We start from the raw sequence: 25,824 nt of genomic DNA on the forward strand, positions 1-25,824 counted from the left end.
CCCCGCTTGCAGTGGGGAGGGGTGGGGTGGGGGGGCGTTGTGCCTGGCTCGACCGTCGCGCCATATCCTGCACGCCCCCCCATTCCTAACCCTTCCCCACCGCAAGCGGGGGGAAGGGAATCGGTCACGGCGGCGCTCGCGCGAATCAGGGGCCGGAAAAGGCGCATGGGACATGATAGCTCAGGCGCGATGATAGGGGTGCCCGGTCAGGATCGTCATTGTCCGGTAGAGCTGTTCGAGCACGAGCACCCGCACCAGCTGGTGCGGAATCGTCAACGCGCCGAAGCCCAGCGTCAGCCCGGCTGCGTCACGGATCTCGTCGGCGAGGCCGTCGGCGCCGCCGATGACAAGGCTGAGCGAAGCGGTGCCCGCGTCGCGCGCGGCTGCGATACGGGCAGCGAAGGCGTCGCTGCCCTGGCTCCTGCCGCGTTCGTCGAGCACGATCACCAGACCCGGCGCGAGCCTGGCGGTGATCGCGGCCGCCTCGTCGCGCTTGCGCTCGTCGGGCCGGCGGCCGCGGCTTTCGGCCAGTTCGATGATCTCGGGGCCGGTCAGCCCGAGCCCGCGCCCCAGTGTGGCGGCGCGCTCGCGGTAGCGTTCGCAGAGCTCGCGTTCGGGTCCGTCCTTGAGCCGGCCGACGGCGATCAGGGCGAGGCGCATCGATCTCGCTTCATGTCGGCCCGGAGTCGCGGCCTCAGCCGACCAGGCGCTCATTGGGGCGATCGGCGCCCCACATCTTCTCGAGATTGTAGAACTGGCGCACTTCCGGGCGGAAGACGTGCACGATGATGTCGCCGGTGTCGATCAGCACCCAGTCGCAGGCCGGCATGCCCTCGACCTTGGGGGGCTGCAGGCCCGACGCTTTCAGCGCCTCGACCAGCGAATCGGCGATGGAGGCGACATGACGGTTCACGCGGCCAGACGCGATGATCATCGCGTCAGCCAGCGAGGTCTTGCCGACCAGGTCGATGACCGTGATGTCTTCGGCCTTCATGTCTTCGAGCACATGCAATGCGAGGGCGACGCTGTCGGCAGAGGGGTTCTCTGCAACGGCGGCCTGGGGAAGCGGCGTGGGCTCGGCTTCGCCAAGGGTTGAACGGTTCAGTTCCGTATCCTCACATGTTCGACGTGCTCAGGGCACGACAGGATCAAAATACGCCGGATCGGCCCGAAATTCAATCGCTCTGCGCCTGCTGGCGCAACATCGTCGAAGACAGCTCGGAGCGACGGCCGTGCAGGAAAATCCAGGCCGGGGGTCTGGCATGGGCGATCGCCGCCGCCTGGCTCTCCGCCATCCGCCAGCGCGACAGCCAGTTGGCGGCCGGCGAGGCGACCGAACTATGCGTCGAGCCCGGCCGGTCGATCACCGCGATCGGCATCATCCGGGCGATGGCGCGCCATTCGTTCCAGCGGTGAAAGCCGGCGAGATTGTCCGACCCCATGATCCAGACGAATTTCACCCCCGGGCAACGGCGCTTTAGGGCGCGCAGCGTATCGGCGGTGTAGCGCGTGCGCAGCATCGCCTCGATGCCGGTGACATGGATTCGCGCATGGTCTGCGAGCTTGCGGCCGAAGCGCACGCGCTGAGCCAGTGCGGGCAGGGCGGCGTTGTCCTTCAGCGGGTTGCCGGGCGTGACCAGCCACCAGACCCGATCGAGCTGCAGCCGCCGCAGCGCGGTGAGGCTTGCCATGCGGTGGCCGTCATGGGCCGGGTTGAAGGTGCCGCCGAACAAACCGATGCGCAGTCCCGGCGCATGCGGCGGCAGGCGCAGATGCTCGGTCGCGGCATGAGAGGCGCGCGGCAGCGCAGGCGTGCTCGTCCGGGGATCTGGGCTCACGGACGAATCTGGCCACTGCCATGGACACGATATTTGAACGAGCAGAGTTGCTCGAGGCCAACCGGCCCACGTGCATGCATGCGGCCGGTGGCGATGCCGATTTCCGCGCCGAAGCCGAATTCGCCGCCATCCGCGAACTGGGTCGAGGCATTGTGCAGGACGATCGCCGAATCGACCTCCTTGAGGAAGCGGGCGGCGGCGGTCTCGTCGGCGGTGACGATCGCATCGGTGTGGTGTGAGCCATAGCGCTCGATATGGTCGATCGCCGCGTCGAGCCCGGCGACCACCTTCACCGCGATGATGCGATCGAGATATTCAGTCGCCCAATCCTCGGCCGTGGCAGGCGTGATGCGCGTATCGATGGCCTTCGTGGCGGCGTCGCCACGCACGGCGCAGCCCGCCTCCAGCAATGCCGCGACGAGCGGCCGCAGATGCGTTTCGGCACAGGCCGCATCGACCAGCAGCGTTTCGGCCGAGCCGCAGACGCCGGTGCGCCGCAGCTTGGCGTTGAGCACGATCTCGCATGCCATGGCGAGATCGGCCGCGGCATGGATATAGACATGGCAGTTGCCGTCGAGATGGGCGAAGACCGGGACGCGGGCATCGCTCTGGACGCGGGCGACGAGACTTTTGCCGCCGCGCGGGACGACGACATCGACGGTGCCATCGAGGCCCTTCAGGATTTCGCCGACGGCGGCGCGGTCTCGCGTCGGAACGATTTGTATGGCGTCCGCGGGCAGGCCGGCGGATTCCAGACCGGTGCGCAAAGCCTGAGCGATCTGCGTGGACGTGCGCAGGCTGTCGGAGCCAGCGCGAAGGATCGCGGCATTGCCGCTCTTGAGGCAAAGCGCGCCGGCATCGGCCGTGACGTTGGGCCGGCTTTCGAAGATCACCGCGATGACGCCCAGCGGCGTCGCGACGCGCTCGAAGCGCAGGCCGTTGGGCTGCGTCCAGGTTGCGAGCACACGCCCCAGCGGATCGGGCAGGTCGGCGATGCCGGCGACCGCATCCGCGACCTCGGCGAGCCGGGCAGCGTCGAGCAGCAGCCGGTCGATGAAGGCGGCGTTCTGCCCGGCCGCCCGGGCCTCGGCGAGGTCGAGCGCATTGGCGGCCAGAATCGGGCCGGCATTCTGACGCAGCGCTGCGGCCATCGCGAGCAAAGCCGCGTTGCGCTGGGACTCGGATGAAAGCGCGATCTCCCGCGCCGCGGCGCGGGCGCGCCGGCCCAGGGCCAACATCTGCGCAACGACATCCTCGGCCGCGTCGTCGCGGACAACGCCGCTCGTCGAGACCACGCGGAGCGTGCTTTCGCTCGTCATTTCAACCCTGCCCAACGCCATCACGGTTGCAACCCTAGCCGACCCCGAGGGCCATGTCGTCCCGGTGGATCATCTCGGCGCGGCCGGGATAGCCGAGAATCGCCTCGATATCGCGCGACGCCTTGCCCAGCACCAGCGCCGCCTCGCCAGCATCATAGGCGACGAGCCCGCGGCCGAGGACGCGGCCCTCGACATCGCGGATCAGCACGGCGTCGCCGCGCGCGAAATCGCCCTCGATCCGGCTGACGCCGACGGGCAGCAGGCTGGCCCCGCCGCGCAGCGCACGGGCCGCACCGGCATCGACATGAAGCGCGCCGCGAGGCTCCAGCGAGCCGGCGATCCAGGTCTTGCGGGCGGTCGCGGGCGTCGAGGCGGTGAGGAACCAGGTGCAGCGCGCGCCCGAGGCGATCGCGGCGAGCGGGTTCTTCGGCCGTCCGTCTGCGATCAGCATATGGGTGCCCCCGGCGGCCGCGATCTTGCCGGCCTCGATCTTGGTGCGCATGCCGCCTCGCGACAATTCGGAGGCCGCCCCTCCCGCCATCGCATCGATCTCCGGCGTGATGCGCTCGACCAGCGGGATATGTCGCGCCGCCGGATCGCGGGCGGGGGGCGCGGTGTAGAGGCCGTCGATGTCGGAGAACAGGACGAGCAGGTCCGCGCCCGCCATGGTGGCGACGCGGGCGGCGAGCCGGTCGTTGTCGCCATAGCGGATCTCGGTGGTGGCGACGGTGTCATTCTCGTTGATCACCGGGATCGCGCGCAGATCGAGCAGGCGGCCGAGCGTGGCGCGCGCGTTGAGATAGCGGCGGCGCTCCTCGGTGTCGGCGAGCGTCAGCAGGATCTGCCCGGCGGTCAAGGCGTGCGCGCCCAGCGCCTCCGACCAGGTCCGGGCCAGGGCGATCTGGCCGACCGCTGCGGCGGCCTGGCTCTCTTCGAGACGCAGCGGGCCCGAGGGCAGGCCCAGCACGGTTCTGCCCAGAGCGATGGCGCCCGAGGAAACGACGAGAATATCGGCGCCGCGCTGGTGCAACTCGGCGAGATCCTCGGCCAGGGCGGCGAGCCAGGCCTGGCGCAGACGGCCGCGCGCACGGTCGACCAGCAGGCTCGATCCGACCTTGACGACGATGCGGCGGAACTGGTTCAACGACGGCGTCTGCACGGGGTGGGGAACCGACGGGTTGGCAATGATCAATGCCTGCCTGTTGGCGAAAAGCGCGCCGTTGTAAAGCGTTCGTGCCGGGCAGCGGAGGCCCGATCGCCGCATTTGCCCGACAGTTGCATTGACAATGCGGTTTCGAGCGCCCATATGGAGCGTGTCGATATTTAGGCCGAACGACGTGGCCCCGCGCATGAAGATGCGCTTGCTGACGACCTTCCCGCTAAAATTCGAAAAAGGGCGCGCGGACTCCTTCTCGCGTCTTACAACAATACCGTGAAAGGGTTCGTCATGAGCGCCGGTACAGTTAAGTGGTTCAATTCGACCAAGGGTTTTGGTTTCATTCAGCCGGATGATGGTGGCCAGGACGTGTTCGTCCACATCAGTGCCGTCGAGCGTGCTGGCATGCGCGATCTCCGGGAAGGTCAGAAGATCTCCTATGAGCTCACGCAGGACAAGCGCTCGGGCAAGATGTCCGCCGACCAGCTCCGCGCCGAGTGAGACGACAGCCGCGTCAGCGGGCCACGAGATCAGGAAGGGCGACCACGGATGTACTGGCGCCCGCCATTTCCAAGCCTAGATGATGCGGCATGACGAAGGGTCGGGGACCAAATGCCCGGCCCTTTTTCCATCCTCCAACCGCAGGAGTGAGACATGCAGGTTCTCGTTCGCGACAACAATGTCGACCAGGCCCTCCGGGTTCTGAAGAAAAAGATGCAGCGCGAAGGCGTCTTCCGCGAAATGAAGCGCCGTTCGGCTTATGAGAAGCCGTCCGAGAAGCGCGTTCGCGAGAAGGCCGATGCCATCCGCCGCGCCCGCAAGGTCGCCCGCAAGCAGATGCAGCGCGAAGGCCTGATTGCAGCGCCCAAGCCCAAGCCGAAGCCGGTGCGCGCTGGAAGCGCACCTGCGCCGCGCTGATTTCGATACCATTGGGGCGCATTTTGGATTATTGCGCCCTCGCGGGTCATTTTCGAGCCCGTGACAACACGAGAGAAGGCTAGCCTTGAAGAACCCGACCGACCGCAGCTTCACTGATCGTCAGGCCAATTCCGCGGCCGCCAAGAAGGCGCTCCTCGAGCGTTTCAAGGCACGGCCCGGTCCGGATGACCCGATCATGCAGCAGCGACGCGCGGAACGCGAAGCCGTCGCCGTTGCCCGCGCCGAGCGCGAGGCCGAGAAGGCCGCCGCGCGCGCCGAGCAGGAGCGTCTCGACGAGATCGAGCGGCTGAGGCTTGTCGAGGAAGAGCGCCTCGCCGAGATCGCCCGCGAAGTCGCCCGCAAGGCCGAGCAGGCCAAGCGCGATGCCGAACGCCCGCGCAAGGTGCTGCTGGAAGCCGTGCAGTACGCGCAGATGCGCGCTGCCGGCAAGGGCGGCCGCCGCTAAGACATCCGGCGCCGGGCACGATCGTTCCCGGCGTACCGCTGACGGGGTTTCGCATGCACGCCTTGCGCGGCAGGAGGCTCGGCAGTCGATGCTTCCGGCCTGAACCGATGCGCCTTGGCGCGTCTGTCCGGCTGGCGTGACACGCCTCCCTCCCAGGAGTCGGGTCGCTTCGGGCCGTTAGGCTCGGATCGGGAACCCGCCTTCGCTGCATTTATCCGGAGCAAGCCGCCATGGCGACGCGAGGACTCTCCGCCGACGAAATCAAACGTCGCGCCCAGCTCGCCTTCGACAAGGCCGATGCCCGCAAGCAGGAGGCCTCCCGCGCGATGGAGGCCGAGCAGCTCGAGCGAGACCTCGTGCTGCAGAAGACCGTGCGCCTGAAGGCGTTGCGGCTCGCCAAGGAAGCGGCTGATGCCGAGACCGCCGCGATCATCGCCGACGAGCAGGCCAAGGCCAAGGCCGAGATCGCCGATGCAAAAGCGGCCGTCAAGGCGGCCAGGACCGCGAAGGCCGCCGCGGTGGTCAAGCGCGTGCCGAAGGCCAAGCCCGCTCCCTGAGCGCGTCCGGTTTCGGTCAATAGCCGGATTCCCGTCACATCGAACTGGTTTCGGCGCGTGGATCCTTCCGTCGCGCCAGCGTCCGCTTGCATTGCCGCGCGAAAACGTCACTTCCGGTTGACCAAGCCCGCCGATGACGTATGAAAAATCGTCGCAGGCAGAATAGTCTCTCCGCCGGTTGAACCTTTTCCAAGCTCGCCGCGACCAACCCTTGCGAGCCGGATGTTAGGCCTCGAGGGCGATGCATACGGAATCGGACGACGAACTCGTCAAGCGGATCGCCGGTGGCGACCGGCTCGCGATGAAGGTGCTGTTCTCACGGCATCAGACGCGGGTTTATCGTTTCGCGCTGCGCCTGCTGCGCGACGAGACGATGGCGGAGGATGTGACCGGTGACGTCTTCATGGATCTCTGGCGTCAGGCCGACCGGTTTGAGGGGCGCTCCTCGGTCACGACCTGGCTGCTCACGATCGCGCGCAACAAATCCTACTCGGCCCTGCGCAAGCGCCGGGACGCCGGGCTCGACGATGATGTCGCCGAGAGCATGGAGGACGAAGCCGACGATCCCGAGGTCGTGCTGCAGAAGCAGGACAAGGGGCACGCGATCCGGGCCTGCCTCAAACAGCTGTCGCGCGAGCATGCCGAGGTCATCGATCTCGTCTACTACCATGAGAGCTCCATCGAGGAGGTCGCCCGGGTCGTCGGCATCCCCGAGAACACGGTCAAGACGCGACTGTTTCATGCCCGCAAGAAGCTGGGTGAACTGCTCAAGAACGCGGGGATCGACCGGGGCTGGCCCTGAGACCAGGCCGGACACTCGCCCGGTTGCCCGATATTCGCCGATGCCTTGCCGCCCTTCATCGAGCCGTTCTGGAGTTCAGTCATGACCGACGCCATCGCGACCGATCCGCAGCGCGCCGAGATCGAGCTGCTGTTGCCGTTCTATGCCAATGGGCGCATCTCGGCGGCCGACAAGGGCCGTGTCGAGGCGGCGCTGGCCGTCGACCCCGATCTCGTTGCTCGGCTTGCCATCATCCGTGACGACATGGCCGAGACGACGCTGCTGAACGAGAGCCTGGGCGCGCCATCGCCGCGTGTCCTGGATCGCCTGATGGCGGGGATGGAAGCCGAACCGCGCCGGCTCGGTCTGCTTGCGACCGCCCGCGGTGGCTTCATCACCTGGCTCGGTGCCGTGATGGCCTCGCAGCCGCCACGACGCCTGGCCTATGCCGGCGCGGCCGCCTGCGCGCTGATCGCGATTCAGGGCATCGCACTGACCAGCATCGCCTTGCGTGAAAACACGGGGTTCGAAACGGCATCTGTTCCTGGCGGCTCGTCGGAGCGTTATGTGCTTCTCAGCTTTGCGTCCGATGCGCGGGCCGGCGACATCGCTTCGTTCTTCAGGCGGTTCGATGCATCCGTGGTCGATGGACCGCGTGCCAACGGCTATTTCAAGGTCCGGGTCGGCGATGCCTCCCTGACGCAGACCCAGGTCGATGCCATTGCGGCGCGGATGAAGGCGGAGGCGGCGATCGTCCGCTTCGTCGCGCCGGCGCCCTGAGCGTCCGGCGCGGGTAACGCGGATGACGCGGCTTTCCCCTTCTGCTATCTCGCCCCTTCTGCTATCTCGTCGCTTGCATCGGGTGCATCGGGAGGGCGCATCATGACGTCATCGCTCTGCCTGGTTCATCGCCTGAATCGCGCCCTGCGGCTGGCTGGCGGCGGATGCCTTGCCGTCGTGATTGCCTTGAGCCCCGGTCTTATTCAACCGGTCCAGGCACAGCAGGTGCCGGCGCAGCCGCCGGGCACCGGTGACGCCAACACGCCCGCGGCCGCTCCTTCAGGCCCCACGACGCGGTCGATTACGGTGCAGCCGCCAGCCTGGCAGCTGCCGTCGGTCTTCGGATCGTCGCGCGCCTCGCGCACGATGGTTCCCGCAGCCAACGAGACAAGATTCGTCCCCGACGAGATCCTGTTCGAACTCGCCCCCAGTGCTCAGGCCGAAACCGTGTTGCGGCGCTATGGCGCGACGCTGATCACCAGTCGTCGCGTCGAACTTGCGGGCACGACTCTGATCCGCGCCCGGCTCGAGGCCGGTCGCGACCTGCGCGCGGTCTTGACCCAGATGGCCGACGACAACGCCATCGCCGGCGCGCAACCGAATTTCACCTATGAGCTTCAGCAGGAGCTGGCGCGGCCGGTCAGCACGACGGCATCCGGTGGTGGACGTTCCGACGTGCCGACGCTGCGCCTGTCCGATCCGGCGGCAGCTCGCGCCGCGCGGACGCCGCGCCGCGATCTGCCGCCGCAATATGTCATCGACAAGCTGCGGCTGGGCGATGTGCACAAGCTCGCGCGCGGGGCCGCGATCCGCGTGGCGGTGATCGATTCCGGGGTCGATGTCGGCCATCCGGAACTGCGCGGCGCGATTGCCGGTTTTTTCGACGCGCTCGGCGAAGCCTTTGTGCCGCATGCCCATGGCACGGCGATGGCCGCGGCGATCTCGGCGCAAGGCCAGTTGCAAGGAGTCGCCCCGGCGGCGCAATTGCTGGTCGCGCGGGCGTTCTCGGGACACGCCAACTCCGCTTCGGCGAGCGGCACCAGCCTGCAGATCATGGCAGCGATCGAATGGGCGGTGGAGCACGGCGCCCGCGTGATCAATCTCAGCTTTGCCGGGCCCGAAGACAGGCTGCTCTCCCGCGGCCTGGCCGGCGTCGCCGCCCGCGGGATCATCGCGGTCGCGGCTGCCGGCAATGGCGGCCCGGGCGCCGCGCCGCTTCATCCGGGCGCCGACCCCAATGTCATTGCCGTGACGGCCACCGATGCCGATGACCGGATCTTCCGCCATGCCAGTCGCGGCGGCTATATCGCGCTGGCGGCGCCGGGCGTCGATGTGCTCGCCGCCGAACCGCAGGGGCGCTACGCCTTCTCCTCTGGCACCTCGATCGCAGCCGCGCATGTGTCGGGGCTGGTCGCGCTGGTGCTGGAGAAGCGGCCCGATCTCGACCCCGCCGGCATGAGGCGGCTGCTGACGCAGAGCGCGATCGATCTCGGCTCGAAGGGGCGCGACCCGGTCTATGGCGCGGGCCGCATCGACGCCGCTGCGGCGCTGTCGCAAGCCTTGCCCGTCACCGCTTCGCGGCCTTGATTGCTCCCGCCTAAGCCTGCGCGTTGGCGTTGCCGCCCAGGCGCTGTGCCGGCTCGTATTGCCCTTCGAGACGGTTGGCATGGCGGTGCAGAAGGCGCCAGCTGCCGTCCTCGAAGCGAAAGACATGGGTGACGCGGTTGGTCCAGCGGGTTGGCTGGTCCATCCCCGGCAGCCTCACGTCGAAGCTCTCGATATCGGTGGTGTAGGCGAGTTCGGCCCCGATGATGGTGGTGACGTTCTCGTGGCTGACGGTGCCGCCCTTGAACTGCTGCCCGGCCCAGTCCCAGCGTTTGGAAATGGCGTCCCAACCCTTTTCGTAGCCGCCCCAGCCATACATGCTCGTCGCGTCGTCGGCGTGGGAGTAGAGCGCCTTGATCGGCCCGACATCGCCATTGGCGACGGAGGCGAGCGCCGCGCGCAGCCGGGCCAGCGCGGTGGGAAATGTGGCTGCCGGCGACGTGTGGGGGGCTCCGTCCATGACTGTCTCCATCAGGTCAATAGGCTAGCACGTGCCGGGGCCAATCCGGCAAGCGCCTCGTGCCCTGCTTTCCAGGCCGCGGGCGCTTGACCTTCTGCGTCGCATCGGACTGATGTCGCGCCATGGCCCGCCCGAGACTCCTTTTCGTTGCAACCGAGGACTGGTTCTTCGCGTCGCATTTCCTGCCGATGGCGCGGGCGGCGCGCGAGCTCGATTTCGATGTCGCCGTGATCGCGCGTGAGCGGCAGCATCGCCGCGCGATCGAAGCCACGGGCGCCCGGCTGATCGCGCTCGAGGCGGAGCGCCGCAGCCTTGATCCGCGCGCGCTGCTGCGCCAGGTCACCTCGCTGAAGCGGCTGATCGAGGCTGAGCGGCCCGACATCCTGCATTGCATCGCGCTGAAGCCGATCGCGCTCGCAGGGCTCGCCGGCCGCCTGGCGGGGGTCGAGCGGCGCGTCTATGCGCTGACGGGGCTGGGCTTCCTCGGTGCCAGGCAGGGTCTGGTCGCCGCCACCGCCCGGCTGGCCGCGACGGCGTGGCTGCGTGGCGCGATCGATGGGCCGCAGGTGCGCTTCCTGTTCGAGAACCCCGATGATCCGGTCACGTTGGGTCTCGATCCGCAGGATGCGGCCAAGATCGCGATCGTCGGCGGCGCCGGCGTCGATCCGCTGATCCTGATGCCCGAGCCGATGCCGCCGACGCCACCGTTCAAGGTCGCGCTGGTGGCGCGGTTGCTCTGGTCGAAGGGGGTCGATCTCGCGGTCGAGGCGGTGCGGCTCGCCCGCGCGCAGGGCGCGCGGGTCGAACTGACGATCCATGGCGCGCCCGACCCGTCCAACCCCAAGGCTATCCCCGAGGATATGCTGAAGCAGTGGGCTTCGCGGCCGGGCGTGGTCTGGGCCGGGCCGACCCGCGATATCGAGGGCGTATGGCGCCAGCACCATCTGTGCATCCTGCCCTCGCGCGGCGGCGAGGGGTTGCCTCGCACGATCCTTGAGGCCGCCGCCTGTGGCCGCCCGATCCTGACCACCGATGTGCCGGGTTGCCGCAGCTTCGTGCGTGACGGGCAGGACGGCCGGGTCGTCCCGGTGGATGACGCCGCCGCCCTGGCACAGGCGCTGATCGCGCTCGCGCGGGCTCCGTCGCTGGCCGAGCGCATGGGAGCCAGCGCCCGGGCCCGCCTGCTCGACGGATACACCGAGCGCGACGTGATGAACGCGGTCAAGACGCTGTATCGCAGCATGCTCAGCGCGCCGACCACGGATATCGTGGCGTGAGTGCGCCGCCTCTCGATCGACGCGCCTTCATCGTCGAACACACCCGCCTGCTGCCGGTGCCGCATGCGCCCGAGATCAGCCTGCATGTGGCGCAGGAGGCGACCGAGCTTTGGCAGAAGACGGAGGACGAACTCGCGATGATCGGCCTGCCGCCGCCGTTCTGGGCTTTCGCCTGGGCCGGCGGGCAGGCGTTGGCGCGCTATCTGCTGGATAACCCGGGCATCGTGCACGGGCTCCGCGTGCTGGATTTCGCCAGCGGCTCGGGGCTTGTCGCGATCGCGGTGGCGAAATGTGGGGCGAGCCCTGTCGAGGCCTGCGATATCGACGCCTTCGCGGCGGAGGCCATCGCGCTGAACGCCCTTGCCAACGGCGTTTCGGTCACGGTGCGGCTCGACGATCTGGTGGGTCGCGACGAGGGCTGGGACGTCGTCTGCGCCGGTGACATCTGCTACGAGCGGACGATGGCGCACAGCGTCATCGCCTGGCTGACGCAGCTGGCGTCAGGGGGAACGCGGGTGCTGATCGGCGATCCAGGACGCAGCTATCTGCCCAGGGACCGGCTGGAGGCGCTGGCGAGCTACGACGTGCCGGTGACGCGATCGCTGGAGGATGCCGACATCAAGCACAGCACGGTCTGGCAGCTGAAGGCGTAAGGCGAAGCCCACGCCTTCAGGCGGGGCTTGTCAGGCGGCGCGTCGCGCGGCTGGCATGGTCGCCACGCGGCTGTTCCTGGTGCGGAAGGTCGAGATCAGGCGGCTGAGCTGGGCGATCTGGTCGAGAAGCGTCTTGGCGGAGGCTGCGCTCTGCTCGGCGAGCGCGGCGTTCTGCTGGGTGATCTCGTCCATATGGCTGATGGTCTGGCTCATCTCGTCGATGCCATTGGCCTGTTCGCCCGAGGCGCTGGCGATCTCCTGGACGGTGTTGGAGACAGCCGCCGAAGCCTCGACGATCTGTTCCAGCGTGCCGCCGGCCTGGCCGACGAGCTTGACGCCCTCGGTCACCTCCGCATCGGACGACGCGATCAGCCCGGTGATGTCCTTGGCGGCGTCCGATGAGCGCTGGGCGAGCGCGCGGACCTCGGCAGCGACGACCGCAAAGCCGCGGCCGGCATCGCCCGCGCGGGCGGCCTCGACCGCCGCATTCAGCGCCAGGAGATTGGTCTGGAAGGCGATGCCGTCGATCACGCTGGTGATCTCGGAGATCTTCTTCGAAGCGTCCTCGATGCGGGCCATCGCCTCGGTGGCGTTCCTGACGATGTCGCCACCGGTTCGCGCGATCTTGGTGGCGTCGTCGGCCAGAGCCACGGACCGGCGCGAAGCCTGGGCGGAGGTCTTGACGGAAGCCGCGAGCTGTTCGGTCGTGGCCGCGCTTTCCTCCAGCGCCGAGGCCTGCTGCTCGGTGCGCAGCGACAGGTCTTCCGCGCCGGAGTTGATCTCCTGGGAGGAGGCGGCAATGGCGGCCGAACTGGCCTGGATGGTGGAAACCATCTCTTCGAGCCGGCCCATGGCCTCATTGAAGTGGTCGCGAATCGCCCCGTATTCGTGCGGGATGTCTTGGCCGATGCGGAAGGTCAGATCGCCCTTGGCGAGCGCCGCCATGCCTTCCGTCACTGCGACGACCGCCTTCTCGCGCTCGATCGTGAGCGCGCGCTCGGCGGCCTTCGCCTGCTCCTCGACCCTCAGGCGGGCGGTTTCCGACGCCTCCAGATACACCGAGATGGCATAGTCCATGTCGAGCAGGGCGGCCTTGACCAGCGCGCTGATTTCGGCGGCCCGGTCGGAAGCGCCTTCGATCTTGCCGCCGAAGCGGCCTTTCGGCCAACGGGCTTCCAGCACATCGCTGATGATCCGCTCTAGGATCAGGGCGTAGCCACCAATATACCAGCGCGGTTCGAGGCCGATGCGGGCGTGGATCTCGCCGACCTTGGTGACGGCGGCGACGTAGTTCTGATCGAACTGGCCCTTGGCGATCCGGTCCCAATGCGAGGACTGACGCTTCGCGGCGCCATCGATTTGCGTTTCGCTGCTGAAGAAGCGCTGCGTCTCCGGATAGCTCCTGAGCTGGCCGTAGAAGGCTTCAAGCGCGCCCGGCAGGGCTGCGACGATGTCGTCGTGCATGCCCTTGATCCGATCACGTCCTCGCGCATCGAGCTGCATGAAGGCAAGACGGCTGCTGAGATGATCGGCCGACATCGAAACGCTCCCTAACCCATGCGCCAACCTTTGGCGCTTGACGTAAGGAAAGCCCGCAATGGTTAATTTCTCATCAAGGACATGGCCGATCCCGATGAAATAAACAGGACAGGACTGTAGAATTGATCGACGTCGGTTGGAATGGCCCCGCCCGATCTTCAGGCGTCCGGTTCTAGGCCCGACCTGGCCTCGTAGCGATCAAGAAATGCGTCGACGGGGAGCGACCTGAAATCGCCGAGAGCCTCGCGCAGGCGGGCATGCTCCCAGTCCCACCATGCGAGCGCCAGCAGCCGTTGCGCGATCTCGGCGGAAAAACGCGACCGGATCGTGCGCGCGGGGTTGCCCGCGACGATGGTGTAGGGCGCGACATCCTTGGTGACGATCGCGCCGCCCGCGACGACCGCGCCGGTGCCGATGCTACGGCCGGGCAGGATGATGGCGCCATGGCCGATCCAGACATCGTGGCCGATTGTCACCGGGGTCGAGCGGCGCCATTCGAAGAAGGCGGCGTCGTCTTCCGCATCGTCGAAATAGGCGCTGGCGCGATAAGTGAAATGCGACTGGCTGGCCCGCTGCATCGGGTGGTTGCCCGGGTTGATCCGGGTCATCGCCGCGATCGAGCAGAATTTGCCGATGGTCGTATAGATGATGTTGGAATCGTTCACGACATAGGAGTAGTCGCCCATCGTCGACTCGATGAACGACGTGCGCGCGCCGATCTCGGTGTAGCGCCCCAGCGTGGCCTGCCGCACGCTCGCCGTCGGATCGATGACGGGTTCGAGCCCGAGTGTCTTGGCCGCCATGGAATGTCCTTCGCCGTTTCTTGTGCGGAAAGCTCGTCCGGCTCAGTGGCCGAACGGGAAGCTGTCGATCACGCGGAAGCGGCCGTCGCGGTCGTCCTGCCGGAACAGGGCAAGGCGGTCGATGGCCAAGGGCTCCGCAGGTACCGCCGCCGCATGGGCATCGGCCAGCGCGGCCGTGAGGGAAGCGACCGCGTCGCGCGGCAGCGAGCCGGTCAAGGTCATGTGGAAGCGGAAGTCATCGCCGACATAAGGGTAACCGAAGGCTTCGAGATAGGCCCGTTGTGCCGGCGTCAGCGGGCTGGCGAGGCGTCGCTCCAGATCGGCGGCGCTCAGCGGCGCGCGAAACGGCTCAAAGGCCTGGACCATGTCGAAGGCGAATTTCTGCAGGGCTGGGCTCGGCTGTGCCGGCACCAGAGCGACGAAGGAGCCGAGTGCGGTGACGGTCAAGCCGGCCAGCGGCACGCGCGCCAGCCCGGCGGCGATCTGATGGGTAAAGGCCCGCAGCTGGCCCTCGCTGCGCCCGTTCGCCAAAGTGAAGGGTGCCTTCAGCGTGGCATGGAAGCCATAGCGGCGGGGTTCGGCCGTGAGTTGCGGCCAGCTTTCGGCATCGGCGCCGGCCGGGACGGCAAAGGCGACGTCGTCGCCGGTGAAGGCATCATAGCCAAGGGTCGCGCAGCCAAAGCGCCAGAGCGCGCTGTTGGCCGGGGGAGCATAGTAGATGGCGTAACGTGGCGTGCTCAAAACGCGCGCTGCCCTTGCGACCAGACGGCCGCGATGACGGGGGTCGGGCCCAGTGCCTTGAAGCGCACGAGGTCGGCTCGCAGACCGGTCCGGAGATGGCCGCGATCCTTCAGGCCCAGAATGTCGGCGACCTTCCAGGTCACCATGCCCATCGCGTCGGGCAGGCCGAGGCCATGATCGTTGTGAAGCTTCAGCACCGCCTGGAGCAGGCTGGCGGGCACATAGTCCGAAGACAGCCCGTCGAGCAGGCCCTTTTCGGCGAGTTCGGAAACCGAAACACCGCCGGAATGCGAGCCGCCGCGCACGACATTGGGGGCGCCGGCGATGGTCGCCAGCCCGCGCTGCTTGGCGGCGGCTGCGGCTTCGACAGTGGTCGGAAATTCCGAGATCACGGCGCCCGAGGCGAGGCCCTCCTCGACATGCTCGACCGTGGTGTCGTCATGGGTCGCGATCGGGATGCCGCGCGAGCGGAACACGTCCACCACGGCCTGCCAGTTGCGCCTGACATTGGTGGCGCCTTCCTGCTGACGGGTCGTGACGTCCTCCTTGAACTCGGCCTCGCTCTTGCCGGTGCCGATGGCATAGGTGCGCAAATGCTCGATGTTGCGCCATTGGCGCTGGCCCGGCGTATGGTCCATCAGCGAGACGAGCTGGACGAGTTCGTCGTCCTGATAAGGCTCGATGTCGGTGAGCAGATCCGGGCTCGTCAGCTCGCAGCGCATGTGGATGCGGTGGTCGATGCGAAAGACGCCCTCGCGGCGGCCTTCCTCCAGCGCCTTCATCACATCGGCGAAGATGTCCTTGCGGTAGTCCTTGGCCGAGAACGGCGTGCCGGCGCAGATCGCGTCATAGACGGTGGTGACGCCGGCTGCCGCCATCTGCGCGTCATGGACCAGCGCGGCGGCGAGCCCGTTCGGCCAGAAGACCTTGGGCCGCGGCATGAAGTGCTTTTCCATGTTGTCGGTGTGCATCTCGACCAGGCCTGGCGCGACATAGTCGCCGCCGGCATCGATCGCACCGGGCAATGAGGAGAGGCCCTGATCGACGGCAGTGATGCCGGTGTCGTCGAAGACGACCGTGCCGGTGACGATCTCGTTTTCGAGGATCAGGCGGGCATTGGTCAAAACGGTCTGCATCAGGCAGCCTTCCGAAAGTCGGTGATGTCGAGATAGCGCGTCGCGACCTTTTCGCGCACGGCCTCGTCGTGGAAAATCCCGACGATGGCGGACCCTTTAGCACGGGCTTCGGCGATGAGATCGACCACAACGTCGCGGTTGGCCGCGTCGAGCGAAGCGGTCGGCTCATCGATCAGCATGATGGCGGAGGGATCGACGAAGGAGCGGGCGATGTTGACGCGCTGCTGCTCGCCACCGGAGAACGTGGCGGGTGCGAGGTTCCAGAGGCGCTCCGGCAGGTTGAGGCGCGCCAGCATAGCCTGCGCCCGCTCGCTCGCCTGATCTGGCGACACGCCCCGGGCCAGCAGCGGGTCGCGCACGATGTCGAGTGCGCTGACGCGCGGGATCACCCGCAGAAACTGCGAGACGAAGCCCAGCGTGCGGCGGCGGATGTCGAGCACGGTGCGCGGCACGGCCGCGACGATATCCACCGGCTGCCCGCCATGGGTGATATGGATCGTGCCCGATGTCGGGCGGTAATTGCCGTAGAGGATGCGAAGCAGGCTGGACTTGCCGGCGCCCGATGCGCCCGCCAGCACCAGCGCCTCGCCGGCCTCGACGCTGAAATTGACGTCGCCAAAGACGGGCAGCCGGACGCCGCCCTGGTTATGCAGGATGAAGGCCTTGGCGACGTTCTCGACGCGAATCATCGTGTTCATGGGGTCTGGAGTCCTAGGCTCAGTGCCTTGTGCGCGCGGGGTGACGCGGATGTGACGAAGCCTACCTCGGCAGCGCCCCGCACGGGCGAAGCCGGGGCGGTGGGTGCCGCCGATGGTGGCGCGACGGCCTGGCCGGGGCCCAGCGTGAGGCGGTCGATCTCGTGCCCCGTCGGCTGCGGGCTTTCATCGCCCGTGCCCGGGGCCGTCGCGGGCGGCAATGAGAAGCCCGACCATTGCGGCTGGACGAACCCGCTCATACGGTCAAAACCGCCGAGGTCAGGAGTTGCGTATAGGCGTGGTGGGGATCGTCCAGCACCTGGTCGGTCAGCCCCTGCTCGACGACATGCCCGTCCTTCATCACCATCAGCCGATCGGTCAGCAGGCGCGCCACCGCGAGGTCATGGGTGACGATGATCGCGGCCAGCCCGAGATCGCGCACCAGCACGCGCAGCAGGTCGAGCAGCTTGGCCTGGACCGAGACGTCGAGCCCGCCGGTCGGCTCGTCCATGAAGACAAGCCGAGGCTCGGAGACCAGCACGCGGGCGATCTGGAGGCGCTGCTGCATGCCGCCGGAGAACTGGCGCGGCCGGTCGTCGATGCGCGCGCCAGCGATCTCGACGCGGGAGAGCCAGTCGAGCGCGCGCTCGCGGATCGCGCCGTAGTGCCGGTCGCCGCGATCCATCAGGCGCTCGCCGACATTGCCGCCGGCCGAAACGTCCATGCGCAGCCCGTCGCGCGGGTTCTGGTGGACGATGCCCCAGGCCGTGCGCATCAGCCGGCGGCGCTCCTGCTCCGGCACCGAATAGATGTCGAGCGGTTCCGGACCGCCGCGGAACAGGACCTCGCCCTCATCGGGCTGGTCGATTCCGGCAAGGCAGCGCAGCAGGGTCGACTTGCCGGAGCCGGATTCGCCGACGATGCCGAGCACCTCACCCGGCCAAAGATCAAAGGAGACGTCCTTGCAGCCGATGCGCTCGCCATAGAAGCGCGAGACGCCGGTGACGGAGAGAAGTGGGGCAGGATCGTAGGCGGTTTCGGGGAAGGTGGCGTGGGTGGTCATGATTTCGCTCCCGCTTCCACCTTCGCGTCGTCATCCCGGGCGGAGCGAAGCGCAGACCCGGGATCCATGCCTGAGCCTTGCTCGGTGGGGTTCCGGAATGGATCCCGGGTCTCCCTGCGGTCGCCCGGGATGACGGCGGAGGGAGAAGGATCGACCAGACCGCTCGTCGCCGCATCGCCCAGCATCGTGCCGCGATGACCCTGCGCCCGCCGCGTCTCGCAATGATGGCTGTCGGAGCAGACGAACATGCGCGCGCCCTGGTCGTCGATCACGACCTCGTCGAGATAGCTGTCGGTCGCGGCGCAGAGCGCGCAGGGTGCGCTCCAGCTCTGGATGCGGAAGGGATGGTCCTCGAAATCGAGGCTGCGCACGCTGGTATGCGGCGGCAACGCATAGATGCGCTTCTCGCGGCCGGCGCCGAAGAGCTGCAGCGCCGGCGACATGTGCATCTTGGGATTGTCGAATTTCGGAATGGGGGATGGCGCCATGATGTAGCGGCCGTTGATCATGACCGGGTAATCATAGGTCGTCGTCACCTCGCCGAAGCGGGCGATGTTCTCGTAGAGCTTGACCTGCATCAGGCCGTATTCGGCCCAGGCGTGCATCTTCCGGGTCTCGGCCTCGCGCGGCTCGAGCTTGCGCAGCGGCTCGGGCTGGGGGACCTGGTAGACCATGATCTGGCCCGCACGCAGCGGCGCCTCCGGGATGCGGTGCCGAGTCTGGATGATCGTCGCCTCGGCGGTCGCTTCCGTGGTGCGGGCGTCGGCGGTCTTCTCGAAGAAGCGGCGGATCGAGACCGCGTTGGTGGTGTCGTCGGCGCCCTGGTCGATGACCTTCAGCGTGTCGTCGGGTCCGATGATCGCCGCCGTGACCTGAATGCCGCCGGTGCCCCAGCCGCGGGCGAGCGGCATTTCGCGCGAGCCGAACGGCACCTGATAGCCGGGCACGGCCACGGCCTTGAGCAAGGCGCGGCGGATCATCCGCTTCGTCTGCTCGTCGAGATAGGCGTAGTTGTAGGCGGGGCTGGCGTCGTCTGCCGGCCAAGTCTGCTGAGCGTTCATTCCGCTGCCTCCGGCAGAGCTTCGGTTTCATTCGCCAGGCGCTCGGCCCGCTCCTTGCGGATGCGGCGGATCAGTTCGAGCTCGCCTTGGAAATCAACGTAATGGGGCAGCTTGAGATGTTCGACGAAGCCGGCCGCCTCGACATTGTCGGAGTGATAGAGGACGAATTCGTCCTGCTGCGCCGGGTACTGCGCCGCCTCGCCGAACTCGCGGCATTTCAGCGCCCGGTCGACCAAGGACATCGACATCGCCTTGCGCTCGCTGTGGCCGAAGGCCAGGCCGTAGCCGCGGGTGAACTGCGGCGGGACATCCTTCGAGCCGGCGAACTGGTTGACCATCTGGCATTCGGTCAGGGTGATCTCGCCGAGATCGACCGCGAAGCCGAGTTCCTCGGGCACGAACTCGACCGAAACCTCGCCGACGCGGATCTCGCCCACGAAGGGGTGGCTGTTGCCGAAGCCGCGCTGCACCGAATAGCCGAGGCCGAGCAGAAAACCCTCGTCGCCGCGCGCCATCGCCTGCAGCCGGACATCGCGATCGGCCGGGAAGGAGACCGGCTCGCGGGTGAGGTCGAAGGGGCGGGGGTCACCCTCGGGTGCGATCTCCGGCTCCATCAGCCCCTCGGCGCCAAGGATGTCGGGGACGCGGGGCATGTGGGAATCAAGGGGTTTCGCGTCATGCTCGGGCTTGACCCGAGCATCTCCTGCCGCGTTCGCGCCAGATGCGCCGTCTTGTCCTGATATGGTCGGGTCAGGCCCGACCATGACGCTCTCGTTGTCCATCAGCGCGAAATCGAACAGCCGGTGCGTGTAGTCATAGGTCGGCCCCAGCACCTGCCCGCCCGGCAGATCCTTGTAGGTCGCCGAGACGCGGCGGCGGATCGCCATCCGGGCTGTATCGATCGGCTCGGACGATCCGAAGCGCGGCAGCGTCGTGCGGTAGGCGCGCATCAGGAAGGCGGCCTCGATGACGTCGCCCTGCGCCTGCTTGAGCGCCAGCGCCGCAAGATCGGCATCGTAAAGCGAGCCTTCGTTCATGACGCGGGCACAGGCGAGGCCCTGCTGCTCGCGGATTTGCGCGACCGAGATTTCCGGCACGGCCGCGTCGCCACGGCGGGCCTCCGCGACCAGATCATGCGTGGCGAGGATGGCGGCCTCGCCGCCCTTGACGGCTACATACATCAGATGGCCTCCCCGATCCGGGTCGAGCGCGGCAGCCCGAAAACGGCGTCGCCATGGCTGAGCAGGAGATCGACGCCGAGCGGATAGGCGTCATTGTTGGCGGCGACCTCGGCCCAGAAGCCAGGGCGCAGGCCGGCGGGCGAGATGAGGCGCGAGTTGGCGATGCCCGGACCCGTCAGCGTCACCGCTTCATCGCCGTCGAGCCCGGTGCACTGCACGATGACGGTGGTCGAGCGGTCGGGGAACTGGTCGTTGCCAGGGTTGAAATCAGCGAGCAGGGGTGCGCTCGAGGCGCCGTCGATGACGGCGAAGGCGGCAAGGCCGGGCTCGGAAACGAGGGCGGCGCCGCAGTGGAAGCGCAGCCAGGCGCCGGCCACGTCGTCGCGCAAGCCCGGCGGCAGCCAGATCGGTGTCTCGTAATCGGCGAGCGTCAGCAGGGCGGTTGCGGTCGCCGCATGCAGGCCGTCGGGCGGCGCGATGCCGCCAGTGACGACCTGCCGCGTGCCGGGCTCGGACAGGGCGGCGAGCAGCGCGCGGAAGGCGCTCTGCGACTGGAAGACCGGGTCGGTGAAGCCCGCGCCGATGAGGGGGTTCGTGGTCATCAGGCGCCCCGTACCAGTGTGAAGAAATCGACCTTGGTCGCGGCGGCCTTGCGCGAGGCGAGGTCGCGGGCTGTCGCCTGGCGGGCAGCGAGCGCGCCGACGGCCTGGTGCAGCGCCGAGCCCGGGGCTTGCGCCTGCAACCGCGCATCGAGGATCGCGGCGAGGCGCGCCTTCCGGGCGTCACGGCCCAGCGCATAGGAGAAGCCCATCAACCCGTCGGCGAGCCGCACGACGCAGCGCGTCACCGTGGCTTCGCCGAGATTGAAGCGGCGGCCGGCGCCGCCGGCGCGGCCCTCGACCATCACGGTCCCGATCTCGGGGGCCTTCAGCACCTCGTGCTCGGGCAGATCAGGCCCCAGCAGGGCCGCGATCTCGGCACGGGAGGCGCGGGACAAAACCGCCATCCAGCCTTGCCTCTCGGATTTCTCTGCCGTCATCATCGTCCGCCGTCTGGTGGTTCTTGAATGTCTAGACTATAATAGCTGAGCTGCGACGAAAGGTCTATACATTTTGCATGACGCTTTGGTGACTGATGTGAAGGCCATGCGCGATGTCGCGCCGGAGGCAGGATCTGCCGAGCCCGGCACGGCGTGGCGCCGGATCGCCGATGAACTGGCCGCAGCGATCGCTGGCGGCGCCTATGCGGCAGGCGATACGCTGCCGGCGGCGACCGTGCTGGCGGACCAGCATGGCGTGCATCGCCACACGGTGCGGCAGGCGTTTCGGCATCTGGCGGAGCAGGGGCTGGTCACGGTGTCGCGCGGGCGCGGCACGCAGGTCAGCGCGCGGCGCGTTCCATATCCGCTCGGGCGGCGGGTCAGCTTGCGGGCCAATCTCGGCCGCATCGGGCTCGTCGGATCGGGCAGCATCCTGTCGCAGCAGCAGATCGTGGGCGAACCGGAGACCTGCGCGGCGCTGGGGCTGGAGCCGGGCGCGGCGCTGTGGCGGCTTGAAAGTCTGAGCCGCGCCGACGGCACGCCGATGGGCACCGGCACGCATTGGCTTTCGGTGGCGCGGTTTCCGGGCTTCGACGCGGCCTATCGCGAAGCCGAGGGATCGATGACGGCGGCGCTGAAGGCCTATGGCATCGCCGATTATGTTCGCCTCTCGACGCGGCTGACAGCGCGGCTTGCCAGCGAGCGGGAGGCGGATCTCCTGCACATCGAGCCCGGGGCAGCCGTGATGGTGTCGCTGGCGGTCGATGCACTGCCGGACCTGACGCCGATCCATCTCGTCAGCAGCGTCTTTGCCGGCGAGCGCATGGAGATGGTGGTCGAGCCGTTCGCGGAGTGAAGTAGGTGTAGGGCGAGCCTCCTGTCATTCCGGGGCGGCCCGCAGGGCAGAACCCGGAATCCACGACCGGGTTGAATGTCATGACGCGACGGCCGCCATGTCGGAGCGCCGGCCCGGGCGATCTTACCCTGTCATGGGTTCCGGGTTCTTTGCTTTGCAAAGCCCCAGAATGACACGCGTCGATGCGTCAGATGGCGCGCTTGCCGATAATCGCGAAGCGCAGCTTGGCCGAGATGAAATCGATCGCGGTGACGGCCGCCAAGATCAGCAGGATCAGGAAGGAGACCTGCTGCCATTCGAGCGTGCGGATGGTCTCGGCGAGGTAGAGGCCGATGCCGCCGGCGCCGACGATGCCGATGATGGTCGAGGAACGGGTGTTGGATTCGATGTAGTAGAGCACCTGGCTCGCGATCACCGGCAGCACCTGGGGGATCAGGCCGAAGCGGATCTCGTGGAGCTTGTTGCCGCCCATCGAGGTGACGCCCTCGACCGGCTTGCGGTCGGCGGATTCGATGGCTTCCGAATAGAGCTTGCCGAAGGCGCCGAGATCGCTGGTCATGATCGCGAGCATGCCGGCGAAAGGGCCCAGGCCCACGACATTGACCCAGATCAGCGCCCAGATCAGCGCATCGACCCCGCGCACCGTGTCCATCGAGCGGCGCGCGAAGAAATGGACGACGCGGTTGGCGACGACGTTCTTGGCGGCGAGGAAGCCAAGCGGGAAGGCCAGGATTGCCGCCAGGATCGTGCCGAGGAAGGCGATCGCGATGGTCTCGAACAAGGCCTTGATGAACAGGATGGCGCGCGCGAACGAGCCTGGATCGGGCGGCAGCATCAAAACAACGAAGGTGCCGAGATTGCCGAAGCCGGCGATCAGGCGCCAGAACGAGACTTCAAGTGTCGAAAGCCCGTGGAGAAACAGGCCGACGAGGCCGAGCACGACCGCAATCGTCGTCAGGCGGGTCCGCAGCGAACCGTCGATCGCCGCCTTGTGCCGTTCGACCAGCGCGGACTGCTCTGTGGGGGAGAGGACGAGGCTCATTTGCCTTGCTCCAGGCTCAGCAGCGCATGGCGCAGGCGCTCGGTGCCGTAATCGATCAGCATCACGGTGACGATGATCAGCAACAGGATGGCGCTGACGTCGGTGAAGTAGAATTTGCGGATGGCCTCGATCAGATCCTGGCCGATGCCGCCGGCGCCGACGAAGCCCATGATCGAGGCGCCGCGCACATTGATCTCGAAGCGCAGCAGCGAGTAGCTGGCGAAGTTCGACAGAACCTGCGGGACGACGGCATAGCGGATGACCTGCCACCAGCCCGCGCCGGTCGCGGTCAGGCCGTCGACCGGCTTCATGTCGATGTTCTCGACGACCTCCGAGAACAGCTTGCCCATGGCGCCGGTGGTGTGGATCGCGATGGCGAGCACGCCCGGCAGGGGGCCGAGGCCGAAGGCGATGACGAAGATCAGTGCGAAGACGAGTTCCGGCACCGTGCGGCAGAATTCGAGATAGCGCTTGGTGGCAAACCGCAGCCAACCCCTGGCGCCGAGGTTGGCGGCCGCGACGAAGCAGAGCAGGAAGCCGCCGACGACGCCGATGATCGTGCCGGTATAGGCGATCAGGACTGTCTGCCAGAGCAGCTTCAGCCAGCCATTCAGGCCCCAGAACCACTCGGCCACGTCGGCACCGAACGTCGCGAAGCGCAGCGTCGGCATCGTATCGACGATGTATTTGGGGAAACGCCAGACGTTCTCGAAGAACTTGATCGGGTTGGCTTCCGAGCCGATCGCCGCCGCGATCACGCAGGCGACGAAGATCGCGCCACCTATCAGTGTCTGCCGGCGCTTCACCGCCATCTCACGCCGATAGAGATCGGCATGGGCGAGGAGCGCCGGATCGTTACGGTCGATCGCGAGAGTCATGTCGGTTTGGGTCCGTCAGCCAAGACGCAGGCGGGCCCCTCTCGCAGCACGAGAGGGGCCCGAGCAGTTAGGCGATCAGCTGCGCTTCTTGCGGAGGTCGTCGACGAACTTCTGCAGTTCGATGGTGACGTTGTAGTCTTCATGCTTCATCGGGGCGAAGCCGGGCGACTTGCCGTCGGACAGCTTGTCGAAGGCCGCCTTGTCCTTGGTCTGCATGTCGAAGAAGGCCTTGGAGATCGCGGTCTTCAGCTCGGCGGGCATCGACGACAGCATGGCGTAGGGCGAGCCGGGGATCTTGTCCGACTTGAAGACGATCTTGAAATCGTCCTTCTTGACCATGTTCTTGTTGGCCATCCGAGAGAGGTTGGAGTCTTCTTCCGAGTTCCACCAGTTGAAGCCGATTTCGCAGGTGCCCTGCTGAACCGCCATGACGGCGTTCTCGTGGCTGCCGGCGTTGACGATCTTGCCGAAGAACTTGTCGGGCTCGATGCTCATCTTGGCCATCGAATACAGCGGCACGTTGTTGCCCGAGGTCGAGTTGGGATCGACGAGGCAGAGGTTCTTGCCCTTGAAATCCTCGAGCTTGGCGCCCGCCGTATCCTTCTTGGCATAGGCAACCGAATAATAGCCGGTCGAGCCGTCGAAGGCGCGAAGCGTCGCGAAGGGCTCGACGCCGCCGTTCGAGACGGTCCAGGCACGGACGTAAGAAGACGGGCCGTATTCGCCGATATGGATGTTGCCGGCGCGCTGGCCTTCGATCACGGCCGCGTAGTCGTTGGCGACACGCACCGTCACCTTCACACCGAGTTCCTTGGTCAGGTAGGCGGCGAAGGGCGCATAGCGCTCGGTCACGCCCGAGGCGTTCTCGGCCGGGACGACGGCGAAAACGAGCTCGGGGAACTTCGCCTTCCAATCCTGGGCGAAGGCGGGGGTGGCCAGCGCGGCGGCGAGGCCGGCGGCGGCGAGCGTGAGGGTATGGCGACGGGTCAGCATGGGTGGCTCCTGGCGGTGTGGTGGATCGGTTGGTGTCGGGAATCCCCGGAGAGCCGGGGACGGGACTTCAGGCAACGTTGTGTTTTGCGCGCTCGGCATCCTGCTTGGCGCGCCCGGCTTCCTCGCTGGCGATGGCGTCGAGCTGGTGCAGCGCCTCGGCGCCGGCATCCTTGGCCTCGATGCCGTAGAGCTTGGCCGCGACCTCGCTGGTGAGCTGATGGGGCGGGCCGTCGAAAACGACCTTGCCAGCGGCCATGCCGATCAGCCGGTCGCAGTATTTCGATGCGATATCGAGGTGATGCAGGTTCGAGACGACGGTGATGCCGTCCTCGCGGTTGATCCGGAACAGCGCATCCATCACGACCTGGGTGTTGCGCGGGTCGAGCGAGGCGATCGGCTCGTCGGCGAGGATGATCTGCGGCTCCTGAACGAGGGCGCGGGCGATAGCGACGCGCTGCTGCTGGCCGCCCGAAAGGGTCTCGGCGCGCTGGGCGAGGAGATGGCCCATGTCGAGGCGCTCGAGCGCGGCGATGGCGCGGATCTTGTCGTCGCGCGAAAAGCTCTTGATCAGGGTCAACCCGGCAGCGCGGTGGTTCAGCCGGCCGAGCAGGACATTGGTGAGAACGTCGAGGCGGCCGACGAGGTTGAACTGCTGAAAGATCATCGCCGTGTCGCGCCGCCAGCGGCGCAGCGCCGCGCCCTTCAGGGCGGTGACGTCGCGCTCGCCGGAGACAATGCGGCCGGCGCTGGGATCGGCCAGACGGTTGAGCATCCGCAGCAGGGTCGATTTGCCGGCTCCGGACCGACCGATGATGCCGACCATCTCGCCCCGCGGGATGGAGAGCGTGACGTCATCGACGGCGGCGTTCCCGCCGAAGCGCTTGGTCAGGCCTTCGATACGCAGCATGGTCGCAGTCTCGCTTGCATGACGAGCATGAATTCAGCCGGCGGCAGGCTGGGCTGCCGTCGGGTTCACGCCGTTTCATG

30 protein-coding genes are annotated in these 25,824 nt (G+C 67.4%); 10 read left to right on the forward strand and 20 right to left on the reverse strand.

Going from position 1 to position 25,824, the window contains the following annotated elements:
- Positions 1-180: 180 nt before the first annotated feature.
- The 5 genes from rlmH to proB form a co-directional block, all read right to left on the reverse strand.
- Complete coding sequence (gene rlmH, locus IP69_RS12310) at positions 181-660, reverse strand: 23S rRNA (pseudouridine(1915)-N(3))-methyltransferase RlmH (protein WP_054143124.1); 480 nt, start codon at positions 658-660, stop codon at positions 181-183.
- A gap of 34 nt (positions 661-694) precedes the next feature.
- Complete coding sequence (rsfS, locus tag IP69_RS12315; RefSeq protein ID WP_248306816.1) at positions 695-1,012, reverse strand: ribosome silencing factor; 318 nt, start codon at positions 1,010-1,012, stop codon at positions 695-697.
- Between the two features lie 163 nt (positions 1,013-1,175).
- Positions 1,176-1,805 (reverse strand): nicotinate-nucleotide adenylyltransferase, encoded by a 630-nt coding sequence (locus IP69_RS12320; protein ID WP_054143284.1) that lies wholly within the window; start codon positions 1,803-1,805, stop codon positions 1,176-1,178.
- 29 nt (positions 1,806-1,834) lie between these two features.
- Complete coding sequence (locus IP69_RS12325; RefSeq protein ID WP_082359285.1) at positions 1,835-3,076, reverse strand: glutamate-5-semialdehyde dehydrogenase; 1,242 nt, start codon at positions 3,074-3,076, stop codon at positions 1,835-1,837.
- Positions 3,077-3,191: 115 nt separating this feature from the next.
- On the reverse strand, positions 3,192-4,316 hold the full coding sequence (gene proB / locus IP69_RS12330) for a glutamate 5-kinase (RefSeq protein ID WP_054143285.1): 1,125 nt from the start codon (positions 4,314-4,316) through the stop codon (positions 3,192-3,194).
- A gap of 288 nt (positions 4,317-4,604) precedes the next feature.
- Here proB and IP69_RS12335 point away from each other — a divergent pair, with 288 nt between their 5' ends.
- From IP69_RS12335 to IP69_RS12365, 7 genes are all read left to right on the forward strand, one after another.
- A complete protein-coding gene (locus IP69_RS12335) occupies positions 4,605-4,814 on the forward strand; it encodes a cold-shock protein (RefSeq protein WP_054143126.1) in 210 nt (69 codons plus the stop codon).
- A 153-nt stretch (positions 4,815-4,967) separates the two neighbouring features.
- On the forward strand, positions 4,968-5,231 hold the full coding sequence (rpsU, locus tag IP69_RS12340) for a 30S ribosomal protein S21 (RefSeq protein WP_054143127.1): 264 nt from the start codon (positions 4,968-4,970) through the stop codon (positions 5,229-5,231).
- Between the two features lie 85 nt (positions 5,232-5,316).
- Positions 5,317-5,697, forward strand: coding sequence for a DUF6481 family protein (locus IP69_RS12345; protein WP_054143128.1), 381 nt, complete (start codon positions 5,317-5,319; stop codon positions 5,695-5,697).
- Positions 5,698-5,927: 230 nt separating this feature from the next.
- Positions 5,928-6,254, forward strand: a complete 327-nt coding sequence (locus IP69_RS12350) for a hypothetical protein (RefSeq protein WP_054143129.1) — start codon at positions 5,928-5,930, stop codon at positions 6,252-6,254.
- 241 nt (positions 6,255-6,495) lie between these two features.
- Positions 6,496-7,056 (forward strand): sigma-70 family RNA polymerase sigma factor, encoded by a 561-nt coding sequence (locus IP69_RS12355; RefSeq protein ID WP_054143130.1) that lies wholly within the window; start codon positions 6,496-6,498, stop codon positions 7,054-7,056.
- 81 nt (positions 7,057-7,137) lie between these two features.
- On the forward strand, positions 7,138-7,815 hold the full coding sequence (locus IP69_RS12360) for a hypothetical protein (protein WP_054143131.1): 678 nt from the start codon (positions 7,138-7,140) through the stop codon (positions 7,813-7,815).
- Positions 7,816-7,917: 102 nt separating this feature from the next.
- On the forward strand, positions 7,918-9,402 hold the full coding sequence (locus tag IP69_RS12365) for a S8 family serine peptidase (protein ID WP_054143132.1): 1,485 nt from the start codon (positions 7,918-7,920) through the stop codon (positions 9,400-9,402).
- 10 nt (positions 9,403-9,412) lie between these two features.
- Here the strand turns inward: IP69_RS12365 and IP69_RS12370 are convergent, their stop codons facing one another.
- Complete coding sequence (locus IP69_RS12370; RefSeq protein ID WP_054143133.1) at positions 9,413-9,880, reverse strand: nuclear transport factor 2 family protein; 468 nt, start codon at positions 9,878-9,880, stop codon at positions 9,413-9,415.
- A 122-nt stretch (positions 9,881-10,002) separates the two neighbouring features.
- On the opposite strand from IP69_RS12370, the gene IP69_RS12375 reads away from it, so the two are divergent.
- Together IP69_RS12375 and IP69_RS12380 are read left to right on the forward strand one after the other, a co-directional pair.
- Positions 10,003-11,157: a glycosyltransferase family 4 protein gene (locus tag IP69_RS12375; protein WP_054143134.1), complete on the forward strand. Its 1,155-nt coding sequence runs from the start codon at positions 10,003-10,005 to the stop codon at positions 11,155-11,157.
- Positions 11,154-11,810 carry a methyltransferase gene (locus tag IP69_RS12380; RefSeq protein ID WP_054143135.1) on the forward strand — a complete coding sequence of 219 codons (657 nt, stop codon included), beginning with the start codon at positions 11,154-11,156 and terminating at the stop codon, positions 11,808-11,810. Before IP69_RS12375 ends, IP69_RS12380 begins: the two co-directional genes overlap by 4 nt.
- Positions 11,811-11,840: 30 nt before the next feature.
- Here the strand turns inward: IP69_RS12380 and IP69_RS12385 are convergent, their stop codons facing one another.
- From IP69_RS12385 to phnG, 10 genes are all read right to left on the reverse strand, one after another.
- Positions 11,841-13,349: a globin-coupled sensor protein gene (locus IP69_RS12385; protein ID WP_054143136.1), complete on the reverse strand. Its 1,509-nt coding sequence runs from the start codon at positions 13,347-13,349 to the stop codon at positions 11,841-11,843.
- A 158-nt stretch (positions 13,350-13,507) separates the two neighbouring features.
- Entirely contained in the window at positions 13,508-14,152 is a 645-nt protein-coding gene (locus IP69_RS12390; RefSeq protein ID WP_054143137.1) for a chloramphenicol acetyltransferase, read from the reverse strand.
- 42 nt (positions 14,153-14,194) lie between these two features.
- A complete protein-coding gene (locus tag IP69_RS12395; protein WP_054143138.1) occupies positions 14,195-14,893 on the reverse strand; it encodes a DUF1045 domain-containing protein in 699 nt (232 codons plus the stop codon).
- Positions 14,890-16,029: an alpha-D-ribose 1-methylphosphonate 5-triphosphate diphosphatase gene (locus tag IP69_RS12400; RefSeq protein ID WP_054143139.1), complete on the reverse strand. Its 1,140-nt coding sequence runs from the start codon at positions 16,027-16,029 to the stop codon at positions 14,890-14,892. The genes IP69_RS12395 and IP69_RS12400 overlap by 4 nt, the downstream gene beginning before the upstream one ends.
- Positions 16,029-16,727, reverse strand: coding sequence for a phosphonate C-P lyase system protein PhnL (phnL, locus tag IP69_RS12405; protein WP_054143140.1), 699 nt, complete (start codon positions 16,725-16,727; stop codon positions 16,029-16,031). The genes IP69_RS12400 and phnL overlap by 1 nt, the downstream gene beginning before the upstream one ends.
- 253 nt (positions 16,728-16,980) lie before the next feature.
- Positions 16,981-17,787 (reverse strand): phosphonate C-P lyase system protein PhnK, encoded by an 807-nt coding sequence (phnK, locus tag IP69_RS12410; protein WP_054143141.1) that lies wholly within the window; start codon positions 17,785-17,787, stop codon positions 16,981-16,983.
- Entirely contained in the window at positions 17,784-18,848 is a 1,065-nt protein-coding gene (locus IP69_RS12415) for an alpha-D-ribose 1-methylphosphonate 5-phosphate C-P-lyase PhnJ (RefSeq protein ID WP_082359265.1), read from the reverse strand. Before IP69_RS12415 ends, phnK begins: the two co-directional genes overlap by 4 nt.
- Complete coding sequence (locus IP69_RS12420) at positions 18,845-20,029, reverse strand: carbon-phosphorus lyase complex subunit PhnI (RefSeq protein WP_054143142.1); 1,185 nt, start codon at positions 20,027-20,029, stop codon at positions 18,845-18,847. The genes IP69_RS12415 and IP69_RS12420 overlap by 4 nt, the downstream gene beginning before the upstream one ends.
- The gene (gene phnH, locus IP69_RS12425) at positions 20,029-20,631 is read right to left on the reverse strand and encodes a phosphonate C-P lyase system protein PhnH (RefSeq protein WP_054143143.1); all 603 of its coding nucleotides are present in this window, start codon (positions 20,629-20,631) and stop codon (positions 20,029-20,031) included. Before phnH ends, IP69_RS12420 begins: the two co-directional genes overlap by 1 nt.
- Entirely contained in the window at positions 20,631-21,071 is a 441-nt protein-coding gene (gene phnG / locus IP69_RS12430) for a phosphonate C-P lyase system protein PhnG (RefSeq protein WP_156323428.1), read from the reverse strand. The genes phnH and phnG overlap by 1 nt, the downstream gene beginning before the upstream one ends.
- An 85-nt stretch (positions 21,072-21,156) precedes the next feature.
- Here phnG and phnF point away from each other — a divergent pair, with 85 nt between their 5' ends.
- Positions 21,157-21,924, forward strand: a complete 768-nt coding sequence (gene phnF, locus IP69_RS12435; RefSeq protein WP_156323429.1) for a phosphonate metabolism transcriptional regulator PhnF — start codon at positions 21,157-21,159, stop codon at positions 21,922-21,924.
- A 187-nt stretch (positions 21,925-22,111) separates the two neighbouring features.
- Here phnF and phnE (IP69_RS12440) read toward each other — a convergent pair whose 3' ends face one another.
- The 4 genes from phnE (IP69_RS12440) to phnC all read right to left on the reverse strand — a co-directional run bounded on the left by phnE (IP69_RS12440) (position 22,112) and on the right by phnC (position 25,744).
- On the reverse strand, positions 22,112-22,966 hold the full coding sequence (gene phnE, locus IP69_RS12440) for a phosphonate ABC transporter, permease protein PhnE (RefSeq protein ID WP_054143145.1): 855 nt from the start codon (positions 22,964-22,966) through the stop codon (positions 22,112-22,114).
- Complete coding sequence (gene phnE / locus IP69_RS12445) at positions 22,963-23,844, reverse strand: phosphonate ABC transporter, permease protein PhnE (protein WP_054143146.1); 882 nt, start codon at positions 23,842-23,844, stop codon at positions 22,963-22,965. Before phnE (IP69_RS12445) ends, phnE (IP69_RS12440) begins: the two co-directional genes overlap by 4 nt.
- A 75-nt stretch (positions 23,845-23,919) precedes the next feature.
- Positions 23,920-24,837 carry a phosphonate ABC transporter substrate-binding protein gene (phnD, locus tag IP69_RS12450; RefSeq protein WP_054143147.1) on the reverse strand — a complete coding sequence of 306 codons (918 nt, stop codon included), beginning with the start codon at positions 24,835-24,837 and terminating at the stop codon, positions 23,920-23,922.
- Between the two features lie 67 nt (positions 24,838-24,904).
- Entirely contained in the window at positions 24,905-25,744 is an 840-nt protein-coding gene (phnC, locus tag IP69_RS12455) for a phosphonate ABC transporter ATP-binding protein (protein WP_054143148.1), read from the reverse strand.
- Between the last annotated feature and the right edge of the window lie 80 nt (positions 25,745-25,824).

It is taken from the genome of Allobosea sp. AAP35, assembly GCF_001295925.1.
Taxonomy (GTDB): domain Bacteria; phylum Pseudomonadota; class Alphaproteobacteria; order Rhizobiales; family Beijerinckiaceae; genus Allobosea.